Genomic DNA, 24,024 nt, shown 5'->3' with positions numbered 1-24,024 from the left:
CCGATCGCATCGATTGGCGGCGGCATGCGCCGTCGCGTCATTGCTGGCACTGATCGGGCTGTCCGCGCCCGCCTCAGCGGACCCCGGCACCGGGCGCAGCCCGTCACCGCGGGCCGCCACCGAGGCCCGCGACGCCAGGCCCGCCACCGGCAAGCCGGCCGCCGTCAGGTCCGGCAGCGCGAAGGCGAGCGACAAGGCCAGCACCAAGGCCAGCACCAAGGCCAGCACCAAGGCCAGCACCAAGGCCAGCACCAAGGCCAGCACCAAGGCCGGCGACAAGGCGAACGGTACGACCGGCGACAAGGCCGGCAAGAGCGGGGCGGCGGGCAAGGGGCACCCCAGCACGCCCGCCGGTGCCGGCAGCCCGGCCGCGACGGCGCGGTCAGGCTCGGCCGCCACCAGCGCCTCCGCCTACGGCAAGACCATCCGCGGGTTCGCGCGGACGCTCTCGACGCACGCGCGGCCGGCTTCCCCGGCGCTGAAGCCGCCACCGCCGCCGCCCGCGCCCTGGCTCGGCAAGAACACCCTGGCGTCCCCGGGGACGGCGACCGTGGAGGCGGCGCCGAGTCCCGGCGGAGTCGGCGATCCGCTGGGCCCGACCATCACCTCGATCGTCGAGACCGCGACGACGTTCGCGGTGGCGTGGACCCCGGTCCCGGGTGCCACGAGCTACCTGGTGAGCGTCAACGGCAACGGCATCTCCCAGTGCACGGTCAGCCCGTGCACGTTCTCCGACCTGATCTTCCCCGGCGTCAACCGGGTGGTCGTGTACGCGTACGTGGGCGGCCAGCCCCGGTCCAGCGCCGTCTGGCTGGCTCAGCTGCAGGCCCCGGCCGGCGTGCCGCAGGTGACTTCCTCCCGGACCGGCACGGACATCACGATCACCTACGCGCCCGCGGTCGGCGAGACCGGCATCGACGCCTACGAGACGGACGTGACGGTCTCCGGCAGCAACCCGGCGGTGACGGTGCCGTGCACCGTGGCCACCGCCACCACCTGCACCATCGCCGGGCAGGCCGGCACGAGCTACCAGGTCAAGGTCCGGGCCCACAACAGCGTCGGCTGGTCGAGCTACCAGACCATCACCGCCACCGTCCCGCCGGTGCCCCCCGCGCCGACCGCCCAGGCCACGGTCAGCGGCACCACCGTCACGGTCACCTGGGCCGAGCAGCTCGGCGTCACCGGGATCACCGGGCACACCGTCCTGGTCAACCGGACCGACGGCGGGAGCCCGGTCCCCGTGACGTGCAGCGCCCCGCTGCCGGCGCCGACGGTCGAGGTCTTTTACCCGGACGGTTGGGTGAGCGGATCGTCGTGCACGTTCACCGGCGTCGTGGGCGCCACGTACTCGGTCGAGGTCCGCAGCTACAACTCCGTCGGCCCGTCGACGGCGGGCACCACCACGGCGGTCCTCGCCAACGCGCCCGCGGCGCCGGCCGTGACGACGTCGGTCTCCGGCAGCGCGATCACCGTCAACTGGACGCCGGGCAGCAACGGCGGCGCGGCGATCACCAGCTACGTGGTGACGCTGGTGCCGCAGAGCGCCCCGCTGACACCGACGCTGCCCTGCGCCCCGCCGCTCGGCGCGCCGACGCCGCCGGTCAGCTGCACCGCGACCGGCGTGCCCGGCCAGACGTACGACGTCGCGGTCTCGGCGGTCAACGTCGCCGGCACCTCCACCGCCGGCACCGCCACCGCCGCGGTCGCCGCGGTGGCCCCGGCCGCGCCGACGGTCACCGCCGGCACGTCCGGCACCACGATCACGGTCAACTGGACCCCGAACGCCACCGGCGGCGCGGCGATCACCGCGTACCAGGCGACGGTCACCCGGCAGGGCATGCCGGCGACGGTGCTGACCTGCACCCCGGCCACGCCGACGAGCACGACCTGCAGCACCACGGGCGCGCCCGGGTCGGTCTACGACGTCGTCGTCACCGCGACGAACAGCGCCGGCACCTCCCTGGGCGGCACCGCCACGGCGACGGTGGCGGCAATCGCCCCGTCGGCGCCGACCGTGTCGCCCACCGTCTCCGGCAGCGTCATCACCGTCGCGTGGACGCCGAACTTCAACGGCGGCGCGGCGATCACCAGCTACGTGGTGACGCTCGTGCCGCAGAGCGACCCGACGGCACCGTCGCTGCCCTGCACCCCGCCGGCCGGCGCGCCGACGCCGCCGGTCAGCTGCACCGCGACCGGCACGCCCGGCGAGACCTACGACGTCGCGGTCGTCGCGGTGAACAGCGCCGGCAGCTCCACCGCCGGCACCGGCACCATCACGGCCGCCGCGGTCGCCCCGGCCGCGCCGACGGTGACCGCCGCGTCGTCGGGCACCACGATCACGGTCAACTGGAGCCCGAACGCCACCGGCGGGGCGCCGATCAGCGCATACCAGGTCACCGTGACCCGCCAGGGCACCCCGGCCATCGTGCTGACCTGCGTGCCCGCGACCCCGACCGGCACGACCTGCAGCGCCACGGGCGTGCCCGGCGCGACCTACGACGTCGCCGTCACGGCGCAGAACAACGCCGGCGTCTCGGTCGGCGGCACCGCGTCGGTGACCCTCGAGGCCGCGGTGCCGGCCGCTCCGGCGGTCAGCGCCTCGGTCGACGGCGGCCTGATCAAGGTGGCCTGGACGCCGGGAGAGACCGGCGGCGCGCCGATCCTGTCCTACACGGTGACGGTGTCCCGCTCCAGCGGCGCCGGCCCGGCCTCGCCGGAGTGCGCCACCGCGTCGCCGCTCGCCACCACCTGCAGTTTCTCCGGCATCCCCGGCGCCGGCTACACCGTCTCGGTGGCCGCGGTCAACGTCAAGGGCGCCTCACCGACCGGCACGGCGTCCGTCACGGCGCCGGCGGTCACCGCCCCGGTCGTGACCGTCGTGCCCGGCGACACCACGATCGACGTGACGTGGACGGTGCCCCAGCCGGCCGGCGCGGTCACCGGGTACACCGTGACGGCGACCCCCGCGACGGGCTCACCGGTCACCGCGACGGTCACCGGCGGCTCGACGACGAGCCACAAGCTGACCGGCGTGACCAACAAGGTCACCTACCAGGTGACGGTGGCCGCGACGGTGGCCGAGGGCGACGCGACGGCCAGCGCCCCGCTCGCGGTCACGCCGGCGGCACCCGTGACGGTGCCGGCGACCGTGCCGCCGACGGCCGTCGACGGCGTCCTCACGTCGAGCGCCGGCACGGCGCTGCCGAGCGCGGGTCAGCCGACGGTCCTGGTCGGCACCGGGTTCGCGCCGCGGACGTGGGTGCAGCTGCTGGTCTTCTCCAGCCCGACCGCGCTGGGCACCGCCCTCACCGACGAGAACGGGTCGTTCAGCAAGCAGGTGACCGTGCCGGCGGGCCTGGCCGGCCAGCACACGTTCGTCTCGATGGGCACCGACCCGTCCGGCACCCTGCGGGTGCTGAAGCTGGCGGTCACCGTCGGCGCCGCCCCGGCGGACGTCTCCACGCCGAGCAGCGGTGGCGGCCTGCCCGTCACCGGCCCGTCGGTCACGCTCCTGACCCTGGCCGCGCTCGCGCTGATCGTGGGCGGTGCCGCGAGCCGGGTCGCGGGCAGCCAGATGCTCGCCGAGCGGCTGCGGTTCCGCCGGCGTCGCTGACCGGAGAAGCTGCCGGCCGGATCCCGTTCTGTGGGGTCCGGCCGGCGGCCGTTTCCCACCGCCGGACCGGCGTCAGTAGCGGGCGGCGTACGTGGTCGGGGGCTCGCCGAACATGGCGGCGAAATCCCTGCTGAGGTGGGCCTGGTCGACGTACCCGAGGTCGGCGGCGAGGCCCGCCCAGTCGACCGGGGCGCCGGGCGCGGCGGCCAGGACGTCGGTCACCTCCTGGCGACGGAAGCGGCGCAGCAGCCACTTCGGGCTGACACCGACGTGCTCGGCGAAGAGGCGTTGCAGGTGCCGTACGCCCAGCCCGCACGCGCCGGCCAGATCGTCGACGCGGCGGAGGCCAGGAGTGGCGGCGGCATGGCGTACACATGCGGCGGCCGCGTCACCGGCGGGGTCGGGCGGCGGGAGCGCCCCGGCGAGGAAGGCGTCGACGGTCGCGCTGTCGCCGGGCGGCACGGCGGGGATGCCGGGGAAGACCTCCGCGGCGGGGACGGTGCGCCCCGTCAGGGAGCTCACGGGCGCGCCGAGGAACCGGCGGAACGCGCCCGGGACGAACGCGACGCCCTGGACGCCGCCGGCGCCGTGCAGCATCCGGGTGAAGCAACGCCGGTGGACGCCGCGGAGCAGAGGCCCGCCGTCGGTGGGGAACGTCAGCTGCACGCTCGGCGTCGGCGGGAGCAGCTGGCGGTAGCCGGGCTGGCCGGTCAGGTCCCAGGTCGCCCACCAGTACCGGGCGACGACCCCCTCCAGGACCGGCGACGGCGGCGCGGCGCCGTGCCGCTGGAACGCCGACCACGCACCGCCCAGCTCCCTCGGGTCGCGCACCCCGCAAGGGTAGCCGTCGCGTTTGTCCAAGACCCGCGCCTGCCGCGGCGCCTACCGTTGCGCGGATGGAAGGACACCTGCTCATCGGCCTCGCCACGCCGGTGACCCTGAAGATCGTGGACGGCATCGACTCCCTGGACGCGGCGACGCCGTGTGCCGGGTGGGACGTCCGGGCGCTCGTCAACCACCTGCTGCACTGGGCGCCGGCCCTGACCGGCGCCGCCCGCAAGGAGACCGTCGACCCGGGCCCCGAACAGGACCGCACCGCCGGCGACTGGCGCACCCTGCTGCGCTCCCACCTCGAGTCGCTCACCACGGCCTGGACCGCCCCCGCGGCGTGGTCGGGCACCACCCGGATGGGCGGCCCGGCGGACCTGCCCGCGGACATGGTCGGCGGCATGGTCCTCGGCGAACTGGTCCTGCACGGCTGGGACCTCGCCCGCGCCACCGGCGTCGACCCCCACTGGGACGATGTCGTTGTGCAGCGGGTGTACGAGGAGGTCGCCCGCACCGCCGACATGGGCCGCCAGATGAACGTGTACGGCGCCGAGGTCCCCGTCCCTTCGGCCGCCCCGCCACTGTCCCGCGCCCTGGGCCTCAGCGGCCGCAACCCGTCCTGGACCCCCTGACCGCCCCACAGACCGCCTGGCGTGTGGGTGGATCGCGCAACGTCTATCAGGAGCGGACCGGCTGACCGGCTACGGCGCGGGCCCGACAGCGACTTCCCAGCGGTGCATGAATTGCCCCAGGTCACGGCCCGCCGGATCGCGGAGCGACGGCTGGAAGACGCCAGGTCATGGGGCGCCGGGTCGCGGAGCCGTGTGCGAGGGGCGCCTGGTCCACGGAGCGCTGGGTCGTGGGCGGCGGTGGAGGGGGCGCCTCTGGCCTTGGGGCGGCGGGTTGCGGCGCGGTGCGTGAGGGGCGCCTGGTCCGCGCAGTGGCGGCGGGTGGAAGGCGCGCCTGGTCTTGGGGCCGTAGGTCGCGGCGGGCGAAGGGCTTGGCGAGGTGGTGTGGAAGGCACCTGTCCGCGCAGTGGCGGGTCGTGCAGCGGTGTGGGGCGTTGGGGCGCGGTGCGGCGGGCGCCCGGTTCACGCAGGGACGGGTCGCGGGGCAGCCGGTGGGGGCGGCGGGTTACGGAGTGGCGGGGGAAGGGCTCGGCGAGGTTGTGTCGGATGCCGAGGGGGATGGGGACGTGGAGGTCGACGGTGAGGTCGACGGCGACGGGGACTCCGAGGGCGACGGGGAGGCGGAGGGCGACGCCGACGGGGAGGCGGACGCGGACGGGCTGGCCGGGGGAGACGTCGAGGGCTTGGCCGACGTCGGCCTGGTCGTCGGTGGGCGGGTCGTCGGCTGGGTCTGCGGAGGTGTCGTCGCCGGGGGCGGTGGGGCGGGGGCCTGGGTCGTGGCGGTGGGGACGGGGCTCGCGCCGGCGGTGGCGGTCTGCAGCTGGCCGGTCGAGGGAGGCGTGCCCTCCGCCTGGGGCTGCCCGATGGCGGCGACCGCGGCGAGCGACACGACCGCGGCGACCGCCGAGCCGACGAGGGCCCGGATCGCCCAGCGCCGGCCGCCGCGGGTGGCGGGCGCGGTGGCGGGTGGCGGCGGTGTGGTGCGGGCCGAGCGCAGGTCGACGAGGGTCACGTCGTTGAGGTGGGCGGTGGAGCGGGACTGCCCGCCGAACGGCAGCCGCGACAGCACGATCCGGGTGTGCGCCGCCGAGCGGGCGCCGAGGTGGGTGGCGGGCCGCACCCAGGGCCGGTGCGCGGCCGGTGGCGTGGCGGACCGGACGGTGGAGGCGTCGCGGCGCAGGCGGACCGGGGGGAACGCGCGGGGCAGTGCCGACAGGCCCCGGACCGAGAACGGCAGGACCGAGAAGGGCAGGCCCGACGACCGGCGGGCCGGTGACAGCGGCGGACCACCGGCGGCGAGGGTCTCGTCGGCGACAGAGGAGGTGGAGGCGGCGGACATGGTGTACCAGGCGGGCAGGTCGACCCTGGTGCGGGCGATCCGGGCGAAGCCGAGCGCGGCCTCGTCGCTGCTGGGGCGCAGCGCGGGGTCGGGGGCCGTGCACCGCTCGATGAGCGCCGCCAGCGCGGCGGCGTCAGAGCCGGCGCCGGACGCGGTGGGGTCGAGGGCGGACGCGAGGAGGGCGCCCAGCGCGTGCACGTCGAGGCTCACGTCGTGCGGGTCGTCGCCGCGGCGGTCGGTGAAGCCGAAGACCTTCGCGCCGACGTCGGTGAGGGCGACCTTCGCGGCGGTGAGCGCGCCGTGCGTGACCCACTGGCCGTGGGCGTGGGCGAGGGCGGCGCCGACCTCCGCGCCGGTCTGGGCCGCCTCGAGGGTGGTGAGCGGGCCGTGGCGGAGCCGGTCGGCGATCGTGAGGCCGTCGATGAACTCCATGACCACATACGGCACGTCGCCCCGCGACGGCAGGTCGACGGTCCCGACGTCGTAGACGGCGGCGACTCCTGTGTGGGTGAGGCGCGCGGCGGCGTGGCCCTCGGCGAGGAACTCCGCGGCGAGCTCGGCGCGGTCGGCGCGCAGCAGCCGGACCGCGACCTGACGGCGCAGGAGCTCGTCGTGCCCCTCCCAGACCTCGCTGGTGGAGCCCGCACCGATCAGCCGCTCGAGCCGATACCGGCGTTGCAGCATCATCGCGACCGGGGGTTCCTCACTGCTCGCCGGATGGTCAGCTCCAATTATGCCGACCTCACCACGTCAAACGCCCTGATGAGACCGGAACGTTGTCAGATCTGACCCTTCCGGCGCCGGCGTGAGGCGCCGGGCGAGGCGCCGGCCGAACCGGCGGGCGAAGCGGTGGGTGACGAGCCGGCGGAAGCGGTGGATGCGGCGACGGCCGAAGCGGTGGGCGACGCGGCGAACTGGTCGACCACCGTGCACGCGTCGGCGAGCGGGTCGTGCTCGTCCACCCGGGTCGCGGCCCTGCGCAGCAGCGCCCGGAAGAGCTCCCGCTCCGCCTCGTCGAGCGCGCTGAGCACCCGCGACTCGACGTGCGCGAGCTTGCCCTGCAGCTCACACATCGTGGCCCGGCCCGCGTCGGTGGCCACGATCCGCCGGGCGCGCCGGTCGGCGGGGTCGGGCCGCCGCTCGATGAGGCCGGCCTGCTCCAGGTCGTCCAGCAGGTAGGTCATCACGGTCCGGTCGATGCCGAGCTTGTTGGCGAGGGCGAGCTGCGTGCCCTCGGCGCCGGAGGCGGCGGCCGCGAGGACCTGGTAGCCGCGGGGGCCTCCCGGGACGCCGGCGATCACGTGCCCGGCGCCCTTCGCGTAGGCGCGCAGCATGACGCCCAGCGCCCAGCCGAGGTCCGACTGGAGCTCGTCGCGAACCTCCGGCGCCTGCGTCATGCAGCAATGATAAGCAGCTCACTCACTCTTGCGGGAAGATGTTCTGCTGTGCAGACTATCTGTACAGAAGCGCAAGCATTGATGGGGAGCTCGAACATGCATCTGTTCCGTCTCGACGCCAGCATCCGCACCACCGGATCGGTCAGCCGCGCCCTCGCGGACACCGCCGAGCGTGCCTGGCTGGCCGAGCATCCCGGCGCCACCGTGACCCGGCGCGACCTCGGCGCCCACCCGCTGCCGTCCGACGCGTGGAGCTCCCTGGCCCGCGCCGCCGTCGACCCGTCCGCTCCGGCCCCCGCCGACGAGGCCCGCGACCTGGTGGACCGGCTCGCCACGGAGCTGCTGGACGCCGACGCGTTCGTCTTCGCGGTCCCGCTGTACAACTGGAACCTCCCGGCGCAGGTCAAGGCATGGATCGACCTGCTCGTGCTGCACCCGCGCCTCGGCGTGCACGGTGACCAGCCGCTGCTGGGCAAGCCCGCGGTCCTCGCGCTGAGCCGCGGCGGCGGTTACGGGCCGGGCGCCCCCAAGGAGGGCTGGGACCACGTCACGCCCTACCTGCGCCGCCTGCTCGGCGAGGTCTTCGGGCTCGACCTGCACATCGCCGAGGCCGAGCTGACCCTCGCCGACGTGACCCCCGCGATGGCGCCGCTGCGTGGGCTGGCCGCCGAGTCGCTGAAGAAGGGGCACGAGCAGGCGGCGGCGCACGGTGTACGGGTGGCCGAGCTGATCAGAGCCTGACGGCGGCTACATCGGGGGCAGGTTGCCCGTGACCTCGATGGCGGTGGCGATCAGCGACTGCAGTCGGGCGGTGAGGGCGAGCAGCAGCTGGTGGGCGGCCGGGCTGGAGTGCGCGGCCGCCTCCCGGAGCGTGTCGAGGTCGACCTGCAGCTGCGACAGCTGGCCGGGCAGGTCGCCCTTGCCCGGCACGAGGGCGCCCGCCATGTCGGCGAGGCTGACCCCGTTGGCCTCCAGGGCCCTGATCGCGGCGATCCGGTCGACGCAGTCCGGGTCGTAGAGCCGGAAGTTGCCCGCGGTCCGGTCGGCCGGCCCGATCAGCCCGAGCCCGGTGTAGAAGTCCACCGTGCGGGTGGACACGCCGGCTTGGTGTGCGAGCTCCCCGATCCGCAGCAGTCTGGACATCAGCCAACCCTACAGTGTTGCGTGTTAGTCTCCGCGAATGGTCTTCAAGAGCCTGAAGCGCGCGCTCGGTGTCGGTGGCCCGACGGTCGACACCGTCCTGGACAGTCCGGACGTGCAGCCCGGCGGGTACGTGCAGGGTCAGGTCCGGTTCGCCGGTGGAGACCACGAGGTCGAGGTCGAGCGGATCGTCGTCGCGCTGCAGACTCGCGTCGAGGTCGAGGGCGCCGACAGCGAGTACGACGCGACGGTCGAGTTCCAGCGCCAGCAGCTCACCGGCGGGTTCCGGCTCGGCCCGGGGCAGCAGCACGCGGTGCCGTTCCAGCTGCCGATCCCCTGGGAGACGCCGATCACGCACATGTACGGGCAGCGCCTGCACGGCATGACCATGGGCGTGCGCACCGAGCTCGAGGTCGCCAGGGCCATCGACAAGGGTGACCTCGACGCGATCAACGTGCACCCGCTGCCGGTGCAGGGCGCCATCCTGGACGCGTTCGGGCAGCTCGGTTTCCGGTTCAAGGCCGCCGACCTGGAGCGCGGGCACATCCACGGCGTGCACCAGACGCTGCCGTTCTACCAGGAGATCGAGTTCTACGCCGCGCACCAGTACGCGAGCCGCATCAACGAGGTCGAGGTCACGTTCGTGACCGACCCGCACGGCACGCAGGTCATCATCGAGTTCGACAAGCGCGGCGGGATCTTCACGGAGGGCACCGACTCGATCAGCCGGTTCCAGGTCGGGCACGCGCAGGCCGGGGCGGTCAACTGGCCCGCCGAGGTCAACAACTGGATCCAGCAGGCGACGCAACGACGGGGTTGGCATTTCTGAAAGCAAGCCACCGACCGGTACCGTTAGCGGCACGTCAAACTGACCGTCGGACACGGGAGGCCCGGGGATGCGTGAGCTCGTCGTCGTTGGTGTGCGGGCGCAGACCTGGCAGAGCCGTCCGATGGTGCTGCTCAAGGACGAGCAGACCGGCCGCCACCTGCAGTTCGCGGTCGAGGGCGGCCCGCGGGACATGGTCGAGCCGGTCAGCGCCGAGCTGTTCCAGCGGGCGCTGAACGCGCTGCGCGCCCCGCTGCGGGCGATCGAGGTCGTCGCGGCCACGGGCCCGTTCCAGCTGGTGCTCGGCGACGGCATCCGCGTGCCGGCCGCGCCCCTGGAGGCGATCGGCCTGGCCCGCCACTGGCGGGTGCCGATCGTGGCCAGCGAGGAGCTGCTCGCCCAGGCGTCCGTCGACGCCCCCGAGGGCGCCACGCAGCCGCTCGACCTGACCGCCCACATGGAGAAGCTGCCGTCGGGCCGCGCGACCCTGCTGATCCGCAAGGGCGCCGAGGCGGGCGCCGAGTTCGCCCTCGACGGCGAGATCGTCCGCTGCGGCCGCGACGCCGCCAACCAGATCGTCCTGGACGACAACACGGTCTCCCGCAAGCACGTCGAGTTTCACCGCAACCCGAGCGGCTTCGGCTATTCGACGCTCGACCTGGGCAGCCTCAACGGCACGTATGTCAACGGCGAGCGCGTCAAGAGCGCCACGCTGAAGGACGGCGACGAGGTCCAGGTCGGCAAGTTCACGCTGTCCTACCAGCTGCGCTGACCCGGACCCGGTCCGCGACCCCCGCCGCGACCCGCCCGCCTCACCAGGCGGACGGGTTGTAGTCCTTCAGGAAGCAGCCGTAGAGGTCCTCGCCCTGCTCGCCGCGCACGATCGGGTCGTACACGCGAGCGGCGCCGTCGGTGAGGTCGAGCGGGGCGTGGAAGCCCTCCTCGTGCAGGCGCATCTTCGTCGGGTGCGGGCGCTCGTCGGTGATCCAGCCGGTGTCCACCGCGGTCATCAGGATGCCCTCGGTCAGCATCTCCTCCGCGCTGGTGCGGGTCAGCATGTTGAGCGCGGCCTTCGCCATGTTGGTGTGCGGGTGGCCGGGCCCCTTGTAGCGGCGGCTGAACTGGCCCTCCATGGCGGACACGTTCACCACGTACTTGCGGCGGGCCGGCGCCGCGGCCATGACCGGGCGCAGCCGGCTGACGAGGATGAACGGCGCCGTCACGTTGCACAGCTGCACCTCGAGCAGCTCGAGGGGGTCGACCTCGTGCACCCGCTGGGTCCAGCTGTTGATCGAGGCGAGGTCCGGCACGAGCCCGCCGGCGTCGATCGCGGTCAGCGCGGCGACCTTCTCCGCGGTGGTGTTGCGGCTCGTCAGGGCCAGGGCCGTGAGCGCGTCCGGCGGGATGAGCGGCGACGAGCCGGCTTCCAGGGTCAGCTCCGCGTGCGGGTCGGCCTTGTGGAACGTCAGCAGCTCCGGCATCGGGCCGTCCAGCTCGACCGGCGTGGACTCCGCCGCGACGAGGTGGGAGTAGGAGCCGGGCGCCCGCTTCACGGTCTGCGCGGCGTTGTTGATGAGGATGTCCAGCGGGCCTTGCGCGGCGACGTCGTCGGCGAGCGCGACGACCTGGGCCGGGTCGCGCAGGTCGATGCCGATGATCCGCAGCCGGTGCAGCCAGTCGGCGCTGTCGGGCATCGCCGCGAAGCGGCGCACCGCGTCGTTCGGGAACCGGGTCGTGATCGTCGTGTGGGCGCCGTCGCGCAGCAGGCGCAGCGCGATGTACATGCCGATCTTCGCCCGGCCGCCGGTCAGCAGCGCCCGCCGGCCGGTGAGGTCGGTGCGGGCGTCGCGGCGCTGCCGGTTGAGGCGCGCGCAGTCCGGGCAGAGCTGGTGGTAGAACGCGTCGACGTCGACATACCGGTTCTTGCAGGTGTAGCAGGACCTCGGCCGCAGCAGCCGGCCCGCGGTCGCGCCGATGGTCGGTGAGACCAGGGCGATGCCCTGCGTCTCGTCGTCGATGCGGCCGGGCGCACCGGTCGCGGTGGCGGACGTCACGATGCGGTCGTTCTCGGTGATGGCCGCGCGGCGGTCGCTGCGCCGCTGGCGTTTGACGCTCTTGTACAGGTGTGACGTCGCCCTGCGCACCCGCACCACGTCAGGGTGGTCCGGTGGGAGCTCGTCGAGCTCCTCGAAGACGGCGAGGCAGATCGCGAGCCGGTCGGGGTCGATCCCGGGCCCGAACGGCACGCCCTCGCTGTCGACCGGGACGCCCACAGGGGCGTCGGCGGCACGGCGGGGCATGGTGTCCTCCGGAGCGTCGGCGGGGGAGTGGCCGGCCCTCGGAGCAGGGGCGGAGACGAGAGTGGGGTCGTGCGGGGTCACCCCGGAACTGTACGCGAAACGTCGAACGGGTCCGGGTGGCGCCATTGCCGCCCCGGACCCGCCGCTGCCGCGACGTCCCCCGTCCCCCGTTGATTTCAACCGGTGGCCGTCGCGCTGCTTTCGACACTAGTCAGTAAACCCGATTTTCCGGTTATTTCGGACAAATCAGGGGGTCTCCGCCCGAACGTGTTCGGCGGGTGCCGGGTCGCCGCCCGTGCGGAGGTTTCTGGCCAGGGGCACCAGCAGCGGCGCGGCGAGCGCGATGACCAGCGGCGACAGGAGGAACCCGATCCGCGGCCCGGTCGTCGCGTCCAGGATCGCGCCGTCCACGGCGGCGCCCGCCGCGGCGCCGACCGAGAACGCCGTCGCCACCCACGCGAACGCCTCCGCCGCCGTGCCCGCCGGCGCGATCCGGTCGACGGTGACGAACGTCGCGGCCAGGAACGGCGGCAGGAACAGCCCCGAGAGGACCGCGAGGAGCAGCAGCAGGACCGGCTGGGACGGGGTGAGCAGCAGCGGCGCATACCCGAGGCCGAGACACAGGGCGAGCAGCGGCAGCCGCCGCCCGTCGACCTTCACCCTGGTGTTGACGAGCCCGCCGATGAGCGCACCGGTCGCCTGCGCCGCCAGGATCCAGCTCGACCAGCCACGGCCGCCGACCGACTCCGCATAGTCGATCACCGCGACGGGGAGGCTGCCGACGCCCGTACCGACGAGGACCACCGCGACGAGCAGCAGCCTCAGCCGGCCCGAGCGCAACGCCCCGGCCCAGTGCCGCTCCGCGTGCTCACCGCGCCACCCGCGCACCACGGGTGTCGTGACGAACCACACGGTCCCGGCCAACTGCAGGCCCGCGGTCACGTACAGGCCCGTGACGGGACCGCCGGCCGCGACGGACGCGCCGGCGACCAGCGGACCGAAGATGAAGATGAGCTCCTGCACCGCGATGTCCAGGGTGTACGCGGTGGGCACCTGCTCCTCCGGCAGCAGCGACCGCCACAGCACCCGCAGGCCCGCCTCGAACGGCGGCGCGCCCAGCCCCGCCAGGAGCACCGCGAACAGCGCCGCCCACAGCGGCACGCCCGACGCGAGGAGCACGAACCCGGCGGTCGACACGGCCGCGCCGGCCAGCATCACCGGCGGCTGCCTGAACCGGTCGGCGACGCGGGCGAGGACCGGCCCGCCGACCGCGACCCCCGCCGTGTAGACGCCGACGAGCGCGCCGGCCGCGCCGATCGACAGCGTCTCGCGGGCGAACAGCAGCAGCGCGACGGGTGCGGCACCGAGCGGCAGCCGGCCCAGCAAGCTCGCGGCAAGGACCCTGGCGACCTGAGCGGTCCGCAGCACGACGGTGAGCATGCCAGCGATCATGCGCGCCCGGCGTGACCCGGGTCGAGCTGGGTATCGCGGTGTGACGCTCACGACGGAGGCTTGTATGTCACCCCACATCGTGGTGGTCGGCGGCGGGTTCGCGGGGTTCCATGCGGCCCGGCGGCTGACCCGGCTGACCCGCGGGCGGGCGCGGATCACGCTGCTCAACCCGACTGACTACTTCCTGTACCTGCCGCTGCTGCCGGAGGTGGCGGCCGGCGTCCTGGAGCCCCGCCGGGTGGCGGTGTCGCTGCCCGCCGCCCTGCCGGGGGTGCGGTTCGTGCTCGGCAACGCCACGCACGTCGACCCGCACCGGCGCACGGTCCGCTTCGAGGACGGCGCCGCGCGGACCCGGCAGCTCACGTACGACCGGCTGGTCATCACGGTCGGGAGCGTCAACAAGCTCCTGCCGATCCCCGGCGTCGCCGAGCACGCGCACGGCTTCCGCGGCATCCCGGAGGCGCTGTACCTGCGCGACCACCTGATCCGGCAGGTCGAGCTCGCCGCGTCCGCCGACGACCCGTCGGAGTGCGCGGCCAGGCTGACGTTCGTCGTGGTCGGCGCCGGCTACACCGGCACCGAGGTCGCCGCGCACTGCCGGCTCGCCGTCGCCGACATCGTCAGCCACCAGCCGTCCCTCGCCGGCGTGCCGGTGCGCTGGCTGCTGCTGGACACCGCGCCGCGGGTGCTGCCGGAGCTGTCGCCGCGCCTCTCCCGCACCGCGGACCGGGTGCTGCGCGCCCGCGGCGTCGAGGTGCTGACCGGCGCGTCCGTCGCCGCCGCCGAGTCGGACCGGGTCCGGCTCACCGACGGGCGGGTCGTGCCGACCCGCACCCTCATCTGGTGCGTGGGGGTGCGGCCGGACCCGCTCGTCGAGGACCTCGGGCTACGCACCGAGCAGGGGCGGCTCGTCGTCGACGAGTACCTGACGGTGCCCGGGTTCCCGGACGTGTTCGCCTGCGGGGACGCCGCCGCCGTGCCCGACCTGACCCGGCCCGGCCGGCTGACCCCGATGACCGCGCAGCACGCCGTCCGCCAGGGCGCGCTCGCCGCGCGCAACGTGGTCGCCTCCTTCGGGATCGGGAAACGGCGCCGGTACAAGCATCACGACCTCGGCTTCCTGGTCGACCTCGGCGGCCCGGACGCCGCGGCGAACCCGCTGCGGGTCCCGCTGTCCGGCCTGCCCGCCAAGGCCGTCACCCGCGCCTACCATCTGCTGTCCCTGCCGGCGAACCGCGCGCGGGTCGCCGCCGACTGGCTCGTCGCCTCGCACCCGCCCGCCGTCGGCCTCGGCCTCGCCTCCCCCGTCTCGCTTAACGACGCCATAAATACGCGTTAGGCGGGATTTGCAAATCGCAGAAGGGCTCGTTAAGCGCACCTCCGATACGTTTTTCCGCACCTGCTCGACAAAGGTGTGGAAGGAAAATTGGCGATGCGTAGATCCGTGCTGTATCCGCTGGTCGCACTTGGTGCGACGGCCGGCACTCTGTGGTTCGGCTCGCCCGCTTCGGCGCACGGATACGTATCCTCACCGCCGAGCCGGCAGGCGCTGTGCGCGCAGAAGAAGGTCGCCGACTGCGGTCCCATCCAGTACGAGCCGCAGAGCGTCGAAGGCCCGAAGGGGCAGAAGAACTGCAACGCCGGCAAGCCCGAGTTCGCGGTGCTCGACGACAACAGCCGCAACTGGCCCGCCACGCAGGTCGGCACCTCGGTCACCTTCAACTGGGTCCTGACCGCCCGGCACTCCACCAGCACGTGGGACTACTTCATCGGCAACACCCGCATCGCGCAGTTCAACGACGGCGGCAAGCAGCCGAACGCGACCGTGTCGCACCAGGTGAGCCTCGCCGGGTACTCGGGCCGGCAGACGGTCCTCGCGGTGTGGAACATCGCCGACACGGTGAACGCGTTCTACAACTGCGTCGACCTGCAGATCGGCTCCGGCGGCGGCTCCACCCCCACGCCCACCGCCACGGCTTCGCCCAAGCCCACGGCCACGGCCACAGCTTCGCCGAAGCCGACCGCGACGGCCACCACGTCGAAGCCGCCCACCACCACGCCCGCCCCCGGCGGGGCCGCCTGGGCCGCCGGCGTCACCTACCACGTCGGTGACGTCGTCACGTACGACGGCCGCAAGTACCAGTGCCGCCAGGCCCACACCGCGATCTACAGCTGGGAGCCGATCTACACGCTCGCGCTCTGGCTGCCGGTGTGACCGCCGTGACGCGTTTCCGCACCGCCGTCGCGCTGCTGGTCGGCGCCGCGCTCCTGCTCACCGGCTGCAAGGACGTCGACCAGCCCGCCAGCGGCCCGCAGCGGGGTGCCGCGGCCGCACCGCAGGGCGTCGCCGCCGTCGCCGAAGGCCCGCACAACGCCTACGACGTGCTGTTCCTGCAGATGATGATCGGCCACCAGCGGCAGGGCCTGGAGATGCTGAAGCTCGGCAAGGCCAAGGGCGTCCGCGAGGACGTCGTCAACCTCGCCGGCGCCATCGACGTCGTCGAGGCCGAGGAGGTCGACCGCATGAAGGGCTGGCTCACCGGCTGGAACGAGCAGGCCACCGGCAGCGACGACCACAGCAGCCACGCCGCGCACGGCGGCCAGCCCGCCACCGGCGAGGCGGAGATCAAGGCCCTGCGGGACGCGTCCGGCGCCGACTTCGAGACCAAGTTCCTCAACCTGCTGATCGCCCACCAGCACAACGCGGTCGAGATGGCGCAGCAGCTGAAGGCGAACGGCCAGAACAGCACCGTCAAGCAGTTCGCGGAGCGTATCGAGCTGTCCCGCACGCAGCAGATCAGCCAGATGCTGGCGCTCGTCAGCGGCTGACATGTTCCAAGAGGCCGGACGGGGGGAATCACTCCCTCGTCCGGCCTTCCTGTCTGCGTGAGGTGAGCGAGATGTCTTCCGAGGCCATGAGCCGCTGCCCCGTCTGCGGCGCGCGCGTCCACGTCAACGCGGGCTCCCCGACCCCGGCCCACCAGCCCGACGGCGTCACCGGCGCCGCGAGCCAGTGCGACGGGACCGGCCAGCCCTCCCGTTGATCTGCCCGGGTGACCCGCCCTCCGCAGGCTTTTCACCCGTTTTGTGGCGCTGTCGTCGCCGGTACCGGCGGCACGATCATCGACATGTTGCACCTCGACCCTGACAGCGTCCTTGTCACCACCGCCGCGGAACTCCAGACGCGCCACCTCGAACGCGACCCGGACGACCCGGCCCGCTGCGGCGCCTGCGGCGCCCTCCTGCCCTGTCCCGTCGAGGCCGCCGCGGCGCTCGTCTGCCGCGCCGGCGGCCTCTGGCTCGAGGGCGACACCCTCGTCGACGCCCTGGAACCGCCCACCCAGCTCCTCGCCATCCTTCCCGCGCCCGTCTGAACGCTCGAAGCGCCACGGCCGGGCGCCGTGACGCGGGTGGTTGTCGAGGGGGCGTAGGGTGGCTGACGATGTTCGCGCTGCGCACCAGGCTCGCCGGTGTCGTCGCGCTGGTGGCGCTCGGCGCCGCCGGCTGCGGCGGCGACCCCGCCCCCTCGACCGCCCCGCCGACCCCGGCCTCGTCGGAGTCACCCGGCCGCCAGGTGGGATCCGGTCCGTCGTCCTCGCAGGCAGCAGTGCCGAGCGCCGGCTCCACCGCGGGCGCCGCCGCCGGGCAGCCGGTCAAGCACGCGTTCCCGGTCCAGGGCAAGGCCTCCTACGCGCGGACCCACCACGACTACCCGGCCAGCGACATCATGGCCGCCTGCGGCCTCACCGCCGTCTCCCCGGTCGACGGCACCGTCCTGGAGGTCACCCGCACCGACACCTACCAGGCGAAGGTCAACGACGGCGCCACCCGCGGCGGCCTCTCCGTCAACATCCTCGGCGGCGACGGCATCCGCTACTACATGTCCCACTTCTCCACGATCGACCAGGGCATCGAGGCCGGCACCCCGGTCAAGGCCGGCCAGCCGGTGGCCAAGGTCGGCCGCACCGGCGACGCCAGCGCCTGCCACATCCACTTCGGCATCTCCCCGGCCTGCCAGAAGACCACCGACTGGTGGACCCGCCGCGGCGCGATCTGGCCCTGGTCCTACCTCGACGCCTGGAAAGCCGGCACCGAGAAGTCCCCGGCAGCCGACGTCGAGAAGTGGCAGCAACAACACGGCTGCCCCACCAAACCCCTGGTCAACCCGTAACCCCGGCCCGTCGCCCTCCCCACCACCGGCCCCTGGCCGCGCCGACTGCCTGACAGCGCCACCGTCCGGCGGGAGACGGCCAGCATCCACGGGAGCGGCGAAGGCCCCCGCGCGACCAGGCGACGCGGGGAGCGCGCGGTGTGGGTGTGCGGGCGGCACGGCCAGGCGGTGCGGGGAGCGAGCGAGAGCGGGCCGAGCGGCCAGACGACACAGGCAGCCCGCACGGCCACGGGCCGGCCGTGCGACGCGGGCAGGCAGCATGGCGCCGGGGCCGGACGTGCGACGCGGTCGGGCGTGCGGTGTGGCCGGGCGTGCGGTGTGGCCGGGCGTGTGGTGCAGCCGGGCGTGCGGCGCGGTCGGGCGTGTGGTGTGGACGGTGTGGTTGGTCTGGCGTGGGCGAGCGTGTGGCGTGAATGCGCTGGCGGGCGGCAGCGGGAGGCGATGCGGGCAGGCGGCGCCGGCGAGCGCGGAGTGGTCGCGTGGGCGGCCGGCGCGGCGACGAGGCCGGGCAGCCAGTGCGGGCGACGCGGGTCAGATGGCGCGGTCGGCCGTGTGGCGTAGGCACGCAGGCAGGCAGGCAGGACAGGCGGGCGGCGCTGCGGGCGGACGCGGCGCGGCGCCTGGCTGTGGGAGCGGCCCTGGGGCGACTTCTGCAGGTCGCCGTCCGGGGCAGGTTCAGGTCGCGGCAGTGGTGGTCCGGACGAACTTGCCGGGAAGCTGGCGTCGACATTTCGCGGCGCCCAGGACACCGGCGCGCCCGAGGTGGCGGCGGGGCGGGCCGGCTGACGGTGTGGGTGCGCAGGCGGCGCGGGTGGCCGCCGCGAGATCTGCCCGGACGGTGCTCTGGCGTGTCGCGGCCCGGCGAGGATCAGGTTGTGCAGGTGGACGGCCTGGGAGCCAGTTGCGGGAGTGACCTTGAGGGTGCCTTCGGGATGAGTTCGCCCTGGGGCAGGTGGAGGTCGCAGAGGCTGCCGGGTGGAGGGGGTGCCGAGGTTTCCGGATGCAGGTGTGGATGTGGTTGGCGCCCGGGAGTCGATGACGCAGGCCGATTGCCGGCGGGTAGCAGGGGCGAGCGAGCGGGCGGCATGGGCGAGCGGCTGTAGAGAGTCAGCTGCGGGAGTAGGCGAGCGGGACGGCGTATGAGTCGGCCGCGGGAGTAGCCCTACAGATGTCTTCGGGATGAGCCCGACCAGGGCGGATGCAGGTCGCGGAGGCCGCCAGAGGAAGAGTCGCCGGGCGGAGCTTTCCGGATGCAGGTGTGGACGTGGGTGGCATCCAGGATGCCGGCCGGCCAGGCAGGCGGAGCGTCGGCAGGAGACGCGGCAAACGAGCGAGGCGACGCGCGCGAGCGGTGCAGGCGGGGCGGTGCAGGCGAGATCGCACAGGCGGAACTGCGCGGACGTGCGGCCGCGGGAATGGCCCGGCACTGAGCTGGGCGGGCAGCGCGGGAGTCCGCTGCAGCGCGGTCGTGAGCGGGTCCTCGGCATGGCACTACCCAGGAGCAGGCGTGGACGTCGCGGCGCCCTGGACGGAGGCCGGGCAGGCCGCGCTCGGGTGTCCGGCTGCTCAAGACCACACCCGGGCGGAGTCGCGGTGGACCGCTCCAACAGCGCAGAGGGTGGATGGGCCTCGCCGTGGCGGAAGGTCAGTCGTAGCAGAGGCAGAACGGGTGGCCCGACGGGTCGCTGTACACGCGGAAGCCGGCCTCCTTCGTCGAGAGCAGGGTGGCGCCCATGCGCAGGGCCTTGGACTCCGCGGCGTCGATGTCGTCGACCTGGATGTCGAGGTGGATCTGCTGAGGGAAGTTGGGGTCGGGCCACAGCGGCGGGCGGAACTCGGGGGCGTGCTGGAAGCTGAGCTTCGTCGTGCCGTCGCCGATGTCGACCCAGTCGCCGTCGACACGGGTGATGGGCAGGTCGAGCAGCTCGGAATAGAACCGGGCGAGCGCATGCGGATCAGGGGAGTCGAGCACCACCGAGGTAAGTTTCGCCGTCATGCCTCCATCGTGCCCGACGGGTATGACAAAAAACCCTGGGCCTGGATCGCCGTGATGGCGACGGTGTTGACGATGTCCTTGACCGTGGCGCCGCGGGACAGGTCGTTGACGGGTTTGCGCAGGCCCTGCATGACGGGGCCGACGGCGACGGCGCCGGCGGAGCGCTGGACGGCCTTGTAGGTGTTGTTGCCGGTGTTGAGGTCGGGGAACACGAACACGGTCGCCTGGCCGGCGACGGCGCTGCCCGGGAGCTTGGTGGCGGCGACGGAGGGGTCGATCGCGGCGTCGTACTGGATGGGCCCCTCGACGGGAAGGCCGGGGCGGCGGGAGCGGACGAGCGAGGTCGCCGAGGCCACCTTCGTCACGTCGGCTCCGGCGCCGGACGTCCCGGTCGAGTACGACAGCATCGCCACCCGCGGGTCGATGCCGAACTGTGCGGCGGTCGACGCCGACGACAGGGCGATGTCGGCCAGTTGCTCCGCGTCGGGGTCCGGGTTGACGGCGCAGTCGCCGTACACCAGCACACGGTCAGGCAGGAGCATGAAGAAGACGCTGGAGGCGACGCTCAGGCCCGGCACCGTCTTGATGATCTCGAACGCGGGCCGGATCGTGGCGGCGGTGGTGTGCGTCGCCCCCGAGACCATGCCGTCGGCGAGGCCGAGGTGGACCATCATCGTGCCGAAGTAGCTGACGTCGCGGACCACGTCCCGGGCCAGATCCAGCGTTACACCCTTATGTGCCCGTAAATCCGCGTAAACCGGGGCAAAGCGCTCCAGGAGCGGGGAGGTCGCGGGGTCGATCACGGCCGCGTCCGAGATGTCCAGACCGAGGTCCCGTGCCTTCCCGGCGATCACCGAAGGGTCACCCAGCAGCGTCAGCGACGCCACGCCACGGCGCAGCAGGATGTCCGCCGCCCGCAGGATCCGCTCCTCCGTCCCCTCCGGCAGGACCAGGTGCCGCTTCGCGGCCCGCGCGCGGTCGATCAGGTCGTACTCGAACATCAGCGGCGTCACGCGCGTCGACGCCGTCAGTTCGAGGGCCGCCTCGAGGGCCGCCGTGTCCACGTTCGACTCGAACGCCCCGAGCGCCGCCGCCACCTTCCGCGGGTTGGCGGGGCCGAGCCGGTGCTCCATCCGCGTCGAGGCCGCGATCGTGTCGTAGCTCGCCGCCGGTACCGACAACACGGCGAGACCGGTGTTGAGCCGCTCGAACAGGGCGAGGGCCGCCGGGTCGGGCGCGATCCCGAGCGTGAGCACGATCCCGGCGAGCGGCACGGTCCCCGACGCGTGCGCGGCGGCCGCGGCGACGAGCAGGTCGGCCCGGTCGCCGGGGGTGATCAGCAGGCAGTTGGCGGTCAGGTGGTCGAGCACGGCCGGCACCTGGGCGGCGCCGACGACGTAGTCGAGCACGTCACGCTCGAGCGACGCGGGGCCGGCGCTGACGACGGTCGCGCCCAGCGACGCGGCGACCTCCGCGACCGTCGGCGCCGCGACCGTCGCCACGTTCGGGATCGTGTAACAGGGCACCGGCAGCGCCGGCGGCTTCTCCGACGACTTGTTCACCACGACCGCGGCGACGGTGGCGTCGTGCTCGACCAGCCCGTGGTACGCCTGCCGCGCCACCGACTCGACCGTGTCGGCGTCCAGGCCGGCGCCGTTGACGACGGCGACCACGACCGCGCCGAACTCGTTGGCCAGGCGGGCGTTGAGCGCGAGGCTCGGCGACTGCTCGTCGTCGAGGTCGCTGCCGATGACGACGACGGCGTCATGGTCGCGGGCGATCGGCCGGAACCGCTCCACGATCCGCCCGACGAGGCCTTCACCGTCGCCCGCGGACAGCATCTGCGCGGCCTCGGCCGCCGTGACGCCGAAGAGCTCCTGATGGTCGCTGTCGATGTGGTACCGCTCGCACAGCAGCGCCAGCGTCGAGTCCTTCGCCGTCCCGTCGACGAACGGGCGGAACACCCCGATCCTGGGCACCTTCCGCGACAGGAGCTCGGCGAGGCCGAGCGCCACGGCGGACTTGCCGGATCCAGGTCCGTGTTCGACCAGGTACACGATGCGAGCCACACCGCTAGTCTGCCTGTCATGATCCTCGTGCTCAACAGCGGCTCGTCGTCGGTGAAGTTCCGTGTCGTCGACCTGTCCGACCCCGCGGCCGCCGGACCCCACGGTGTCGTCGAGCGGATCGGCGAGCCCGGCGGGGTCGCCGACCACGCGGCCGCGCTCGGCGAGATCCTCGGCGGCCTGGACACCGCCGGCATCGTCGCCGTCGGGCACCGGGTCGTGCACGGCGGCTCCGCCTTCACCGAGCCGGCCCTCGTCGACGACGCGATGTTGTCGGTACTGCGGGAGCTCACGCCCCTCGCGCCGCTGCACAACCCGGGTGGCATCGCCGGCATCGAGGCGGCCCGCGCGGCGCTGCCCGGCGTCCCGCACGTCGCGGTGTTCGACACGGCGTTCCACGCCTCCCTGCCCGCGGAGGCGCGCACCTACGCCCTGGACCGCGACCTCGCTCGTCGGTTCGGGATCCGGCGGTACGGCTTCCACGGCACCTCGTGCGACATCGTCTCCCGGCGTACCGCGTCGCTGCTCGGCCGCCCGCTCGCCGCCCTGAACATGATCGTGCTGCACCTGGGCAACGGCGCCAGCGCCACGGCGATCCGCGGCGGCCGCAGCGTCGAGACGTCGATGGGCCTCACCCCGCTCGAAGGCCTCGTGATGGGCACCCGCTCCGGCGACGTCGACCCCGCGGTCCTGAGCTACCTGCACCGCGCCGCCGGCCTCTCCGCCGCCGAGGCCGAGGACCAGCTCCAGCGCCACGGCGGCCTGAAGGGCCTGTCCGGCGCCAACGACATGCGCACGGTCCTTGCCCGGCGCGCGTCAGGCGACCCCGACGCGTCGCTGGCCTTCGACGTGTACTGCCACCGGATCCGCAAGTACGTCGGCGCCTACCACGCGGTGCTGGGCCGCCTCGACGCGATCACGTTCACGGCGGGCGTCGGCGAGCACGCCGCCCCGGTCCGCGCCGCCGCCCTCGACGGCCTGGACACGTGGGGCATCACGGTCGACCCGGCCCGCAACGCCGCCCACGCCCCGATCATCTCCCCGGACGACGCCCGCGTGACGGTGTGCGTCGTGCCCACCGACGAGGAACTCGCGATCGCCGAACAGGTCCGGGCCGTGACCGCGTCAGACGGGCACTAGACCGGCTCCGGCTCCACGACGTTCGACCCCACGGTGTACGACCCTGCGGCCGGCTCCGCGCTGACGGTGACGATGCCCCGGCGGCGCGCGAGCCGGGTGACGACCGCGGCGTACACCAGGTTCACGACCAGGTTCAGCGCGAAGATCTGCCAGTCCAGGTCGTCATAGGGCCCGAAATAGGTGAGCCAGCCATACAGCGCGTCGTAGCCGAGGCCGGTCAGGTAGAGGCACGTCATCAGGGCGATGCCCGCCTCCAGGCCGCCGGTGCGCACCGCCAGCCAGCCCAGCACTGCCCCGGTGACCAGCCAGTCCGCGAACGACCACGGCCCGTCGGTGCCGAATGCGGCGGCGTAGAGGACCGCCTGGACCGCGATCGCCGGCCACAGCTTCTTGCTGAACCCTCCGACGGCCTGCAGCAGCCAGCCCCGGAACGCGTACTCCAGGGCGACGGCCATGAGCACCGTGGGCGCGAGGAAGATCAGGACGTTGCGCCCGAACTCACCGGCGCCGACCGGCGTTCCGTTGTCTCCGTCGCCCATCGCCTCGTAGACGAGTTCGCCCCCGGCGATCCACCCGACCGTCGTCACCGCCGCCACGAGCAGGCACCCGCCGAGCCAGCCCAGGCGGACCCGGCCGGTCACCGACGCGAGCGTGCCGACCGGGCGGTTCTGCACGTCGCGGGCGGCCAACAGCGCCGCCGGCAGGAGCAGGCCGACGGTCAGCACGGACAGCCAGGCCGCGCTGGTCGGGCTGAACCTCAACGCGCCGTTCACGCCGGTCGGCTCGTGCACGATGAGGCTGACCGCGTCGACGGCGACGGCGAGGGCGGGGAGGCTTCCGAACCAGGCGACGGCCAGGATGAGCGTGCCCACGACCGGCCGCCACCACCGGTGCGCCTCGGTGCGGGCGAGGCGGTGGAACGGGGTACCCGGCTCGGGCAGGCTCAGCATGCGCACATTAGAGCAGGCGTGAACGACGGCCGCGGTGGTGCTTCGCCGCTGCCTGTTGTGCATGATCGTCGCGGGCGGGCGTGACCCGGGTCCACGGTGTTCGCCGTGACCGGCCAGGCGGGGTTCCGGGACCGCCGCGGCGGCCGGGCCTTCGGATGCCGGCAGAACCAGGCCGTT

Annotated in this window: 21 protein-coding genes; 12 read left to right on the top strand and 9 right to left on the bottom strand. The window is 73.7% G+C overall.

The window, feature by feature from the left end; translation table 11 throughout:
* Nucleotides 1-40 precede the first annotated feature (40 nt).
* Nucleotides 41-3,613 (top strand): fibronectin type III domain-containing protein, encoded by a 3,573-nt coding sequence (locus ACQEVZ_RS14425; protein ID WP_433366412.1) that lies wholly within the window; start codon nt 41-43, stop codon nt 3,611-3,613.
* A gap of 72 nt (nt 3,614-3,685) precedes the next feature.
* Here the strand turns inward: ACQEVZ_RS14425 and ACQEVZ_RS14420 are convergent, their stop codons facing one another.
* The gene (locus ACQEVZ_RS14420; RefSeq protein WP_433366409.1) at nt 3,686-4,444 is read right to left on the bottom strand and encodes a DUF6597 domain-containing transcriptional factor; all 759 of its coding nucleotides are present in this window, start codon (nt 4,442-4,444) and stop codon (nt 3,686-3,688) included.
* Nucleotides 4,445-4,509: 65 nt separating this feature from the next.
* On the opposite strand from ACQEVZ_RS14420, the gene ACQEVZ_RS14415 reads away from it, so the two are divergent.
* On the top strand, nt 4,510-5,073 hold the full coding sequence (locus ACQEVZ_RS14415; protein ID WP_433366406.1) for a TIGR03086 family metal-binding protein: 564 nt from the start codon (nt 4,510-4,512) through the stop codon (nt 5,071-5,073).
* Between the two features lie 502 nt (nt 5,074-5,575).
* On the opposite strand, the gene ACQEVZ_RS14410 is transcribed toward ACQEVZ_RS14415, so the two are convergent.
* The gene (locus ACQEVZ_RS14410) at nt 5,576-7,096 is read right to left on the bottom strand and encodes a serine/threonine-protein kinase (protein ID WP_433366403.1); all 1,521 of its coding nucleotides are present in this window, start codon (nt 7,094-7,096) and stop codon (nt 5,576-5,578) included.
* Nucleotides 7,097-7,188: 92 nt separating this feature from the next.
* Nucleotides 7,189-7,806 carry a MarR family winged helix-turn-helix transcriptional regulator gene (locus ACQEVZ_RS14405; RefSeq protein WP_433366400.1) on the bottom strand — a complete coding sequence of 206 codons (618 nt, stop codon included), beginning with the start codon at nt 7,804-7,806 and terminating at the stop codon, nt 7,189-7,191.
* Between the two features lie 96 nt (nt 7,807-7,902).
* On the opposite strand from ACQEVZ_RS14405, the gene ACQEVZ_RS14400 reads away from it, so the two are divergent.
* Nucleotides 7,903-8,547 (top strand): FMN-dependent NADH-azoreductase, encoded by a 645-nt coding sequence (locus ACQEVZ_RS14400; RefSeq protein ID WP_354893203.1) that lies wholly within the window; start codon nt 7,903-7,905, stop codon nt 8,545-8,547.
* A gap of 6 nt (nt 8,548-8,553) precedes the next feature.
* On the opposite strand, the gene ACQEVZ_RS14395 is transcribed toward ACQEVZ_RS14400, so the two are convergent.
* Entirely contained in the window at nt 8,554-8,949 is a 396-nt protein-coding gene (locus ACQEVZ_RS14395) for a MerR family transcriptional regulator (RefSeq protein WP_433366396.1), read from the bottom strand.
* 37 nt (nt 8,950-8,986) lie between these two features.
* On the opposite strand from ACQEVZ_RS14395, the gene ACQEVZ_RS14390 reads away from it, so the two are divergent.
* Together ACQEVZ_RS14390 and ACQEVZ_RS14385 are read left to right on the top strand one after the other, a co-directional pair.
* Nucleotides 8,987-9,775: a sporulation protein gene (locus ACQEVZ_RS14390; RefSeq protein WP_433366393.1), complete on the top strand. Its 789-nt coding sequence runs from the start codon at nt 8,987-8,989 to the stop codon at nt 9,773-9,775.
* 67 nt (nt 9,776-9,842) lie between these two features.
* Nucleotides 9,843-10,544 (top strand): FHA domain-containing protein, encoded by a 702-nt coding sequence (locus ACQEVZ_RS14385; RefSeq protein WP_433366390.1) that lies wholly within the window; start codon nt 9,843-9,845, stop codon nt 10,542-10,544.
* Nucleotides 10,545-10,584: 40 nt separating this feature from the next.
* On the opposite strand, the gene ACQEVZ_RS14380 is transcribed toward ACQEVZ_RS14385, so the two are convergent.
* Nucleotides 10,585-12,072, bottom strand: a complete 1,488-nt coding sequence (locus ACQEVZ_RS14380) for an SDR family NAD(P)-dependent oxidoreductase (protein WP_425552216.1) — start codon at nt 12,070-12,072, stop codon at nt 10,585-10,587.
* 246 nt (nt 12,073-12,318) lie between these two features.
* Entirely contained in the window at nt 12,319-13,512 is a 1,194-nt protein-coding gene (locus ACQEVZ_RS14375; RefSeq protein ID WP_344502601.1) for an MFS transporter, read from the bottom strand.
* Between the two features lie 76 nt (nt 13,513-13,588).
* Between ACQEVZ_RS14375 and ACQEVZ_RS14370 the strand changes: the two genes are divergently transcribed.
* From ACQEVZ_RS14370 to ACQEVZ_RS14345, 6 genes are all read left to right on the top strand, one after another.
* Nucleotides 13,589-14,863: an NAD(P)/FAD-dependent oxidoreductase gene (locus tag ACQEVZ_RS14370; protein ID WP_433366386.1), complete on the top strand. Its 1,275-nt coding sequence runs from the start codon at nt 13,589-13,591 to the stop codon at nt 14,861-14,863.
* Between the two features lie 87 nt (nt 14,864-14,950).
* Nucleotides 14,951-15,739, top strand: a complete 789-nt coding sequence (locus ACQEVZ_RS14365) for a lytic polysaccharide monooxygenase (protein WP_433366383.1) — start codon at nt 14,951-14,953, stop codon at nt 15,737-15,739.
* Between the two features lie 5 nt (nt 15,740-15,744).
* Nucleotides 15,745-16,353 carry a DUF305 domain-containing protein gene (locus tag ACQEVZ_RS14360; RefSeq protein ID WP_433366380.1) on the top strand — a complete coding sequence of 203 codons (609 nt, stop codon included), beginning with the start codon at nt 15,745-15,747 and terminating at the stop codon, nt 16,351-16,353.
* A gap of 71 nt (nt 16,354-16,424) precedes the next feature.
* On the top strand, nt 16,425-16,568 hold the full coding sequence (locus ACQEVZ_RS14355; RefSeq protein ID WP_344502597.1) for a hypothetical protein: 144 nt from the start codon (nt 16,425-16,427) through the stop codon (nt 16,566-16,568).
* A gap of 84 nt (nt 16,569-16,652) precedes the next feature.
* Nucleotides 16,653-16,898: a hypothetical protein gene (locus tag ACQEVZ_RS14350; protein ID WP_344502596.1), complete on the top strand. Its 246-nt coding sequence runs from the start codon at nt 16,653-16,655 to the stop codon at nt 16,896-16,898.
* A 68-nt stretch (nt 16,899-16,966) separates the two neighbouring features.
* Complete coding sequence (locus ACQEVZ_RS14345; protein ID WP_433366376.1) at nt 16,967-17,695, top strand: M23 family metallopeptidase; 729 nt, start codon at nt 16,967-16,969, stop codon at nt 17,693-17,695.
* Nucleotides 17,696-19,340: 1,645 nt separating this feature from the next.
* Here the strand turns inward: ACQEVZ_RS14345 and ACQEVZ_RS14340 are convergent.
* Both ACQEVZ_RS14340 and pta read right to left on the bottom strand, forming a co-directional pair.
* Nucleotides 19,341-19,691, bottom strand: a complete 351-nt coding sequence (locus ACQEVZ_RS14340; protein WP_344502594.1) for a VOC family protein — start codon at nt 19,689-19,691, stop codon at nt 19,341-19,343.
* Nucleotides 19,688-21,760, bottom strand: a complete 2,073-nt coding sequence (pta, locus tag ACQEVZ_RS14335) for a phosphate acetyltransferase (protein WP_433366373.1) — start codon at nt 21,758-21,760, stop codon at nt 19,688-19,690. Before pta ends, ACQEVZ_RS14340 begins: the two co-directional genes overlap by 4 nt.
* Nucleotides 21,761-21,778: 18 nt before the next feature.
* Between pta and ACQEVZ_RS14330 the strand changes: the two genes are divergently transcribed.
* Nucleotides 21,779-22,897, top strand: coding sequence for an acetate/propionate family kinase (locus tag ACQEVZ_RS14330; protein WP_433366370.1), 1,119 nt, complete (start codon nt 21,779-21,781; stop codon nt 22,895-22,897).
* On the opposite strand, the gene ACQEVZ_RS14325 is transcribed toward ACQEVZ_RS14330, so the two are convergent.
* The gene (locus ACQEVZ_RS14325; protein WP_433366367.1) at nt 22,894-23,847 is read right to left on the bottom strand and encodes a lysostaphin resistance A-like protein; all 954 of its coding nucleotides are present in this window, start codon (nt 23,845-23,847) and stop codon (nt 22,894-22,896) included. The genes ACQEVZ_RS14330 and ACQEVZ_RS14325 overlap by 4 nt on opposite strands.
* Nucleotides 23,848-24,024 lie beyond the last annotated feature (177 nt).

The sequence above is a fragment of the Dactylosporangium sp. CA-152071 genome (assembly GCF_050936335.1).
Lineage (GTDB): Bacteria > Actinomycetota > Actinomycetes > Mycobacteriales > Micromonosporaceae > Dactylosporangium > Dactylosporangium maewongense.
Note: the sequence above shows the minus strand (reverse complement) of the source record. Positions and strands in the feature narration are given on the sequence as shown.

What these genes read in the sequence shown, in the direction of transcription:
- ACQEVZ_RS14415 (WP_433366406.1), top strand. Translation starts at nt 4,510, where the DNA reads ATGGAAGGACACCTGCTCATCGGCCTCGCCACGCCGGTGACCCTGAAG.
- ACQEVZ_RS14410 (WP_433366403.1), bottom strand. Translation starts at nt 7,096, where the DNA reads ATGATGCTGCAACGCCGGTATCGGCTCGAGCGGCTGATCGGTGCGGGC.
- ACQEVZ_RS14405 (WP_433366400.1), bottom strand. Translation starts at nt 7,806, where the DNA reads ATGACGCAGGCGCCGGAGGTTCGCGACGAGCTCCAGTCGGACCTCGGC.
- ACQEVZ_RS14400 (WP_354893203.1), top strand. Translation starts at nt 7,903, where the DNA reads ATGCATCTGTTCCGTCTCGACGCCAGCATCCGCACCACCGGATCGGTC.
- ACQEVZ_RS14395 (WP_433366396.1), bottom strand. Translation starts at nt 8,949, where the DNA reads ATGTCCAGACTGCTGCGGATCGGGGAGCTCGCACACCAAGCCGGCGTG.
- ACQEVZ_RS14390 (WP_433366393.1), top strand. Translation starts at nt 8,987, where the DNA reads ATGGTCTTCAAGAGCCTGAAGCGCGCGCTCGGTGTCGGTGGCCCGACG.
- ACQEVZ_RS14385 (WP_433366390.1), top strand. Translation starts at nt 9,843, where the DNA reads ATGCGTGAGCTCGTCGTCGTTGGTGTGCGGGCGCAGACCTGGCAGAGC.
- ACQEVZ_RS14380 (WP_425552216.1), bottom strand. Translation starts at nt 12,072, where the DNA reads ATGCCCCGCCGTGCCGCCGACGCCCCTGTGGGCGTCCCGGTCGACAGC.
- ACQEVZ_RS14375 (WP_344502601.1), bottom strand. Translation starts at nt 13,512, where the DNA reads ATGCTCACCGTCGTGCTGCGGACCGCTCAGGTCGCCAGGGTCCTTGCC.
- ACQEVZ_RS14370 (WP_433366386.1), top strand. Translation starts at nt 13,589, where the DNA reads ATGTCACCCCACATCGTGGTGGTCGGCGGCGGGTTCGCGGGGTTCCAT.
- ACQEVZ_RS14355 (WP_344502597.1), top strand. Translation starts at nt 16,425, where the DNA reads ATGTCTTCCGAGGCCATGAGCCGCTGCCCCGTCTGCGGCGCGCGCGTC.
- ACQEVZ_RS14350 (WP_344502596.1), top strand. Translation starts at nt 16,653, where the DNA reads ATGTTGCACCTCGACCCTGACAGCGTCCTTGTCACCACCGCCGCGGAA.
- ACQEVZ_RS14345 (WP_433366376.1), top strand. Translation starts at nt 16,967, where the DNA reads ATGTTCGCGCTGCGCACCAGGCTCGCCGGTGTCGTCGCGCTGGTGGCG.
- ACQEVZ_RS14340 (WP_344502594.1), bottom strand. Translation starts at nt 19,691, where the DNA reads ATGACGGCGAAACTTACCTCGGTGGTGCTCGACTCCCCTGATCCGCAT.
- ACQEVZ_RS14330 (WP_433366370.1), top strand. Translation starts at nt 21,779, where the DNA reads ATGATCCTCGTGCTCAACAGCGGCTCGTCGTCGGTGAAGTTCCGTGTC.
- ACQEVZ_RS14325 (WP_433366367.1), bottom strand. Translation starts at nt 23,847, where the DNA reads ATGCTGAGCCTGCCCGAGCCGGGTACCCCGTTCCACCGCCTCGCCCGC.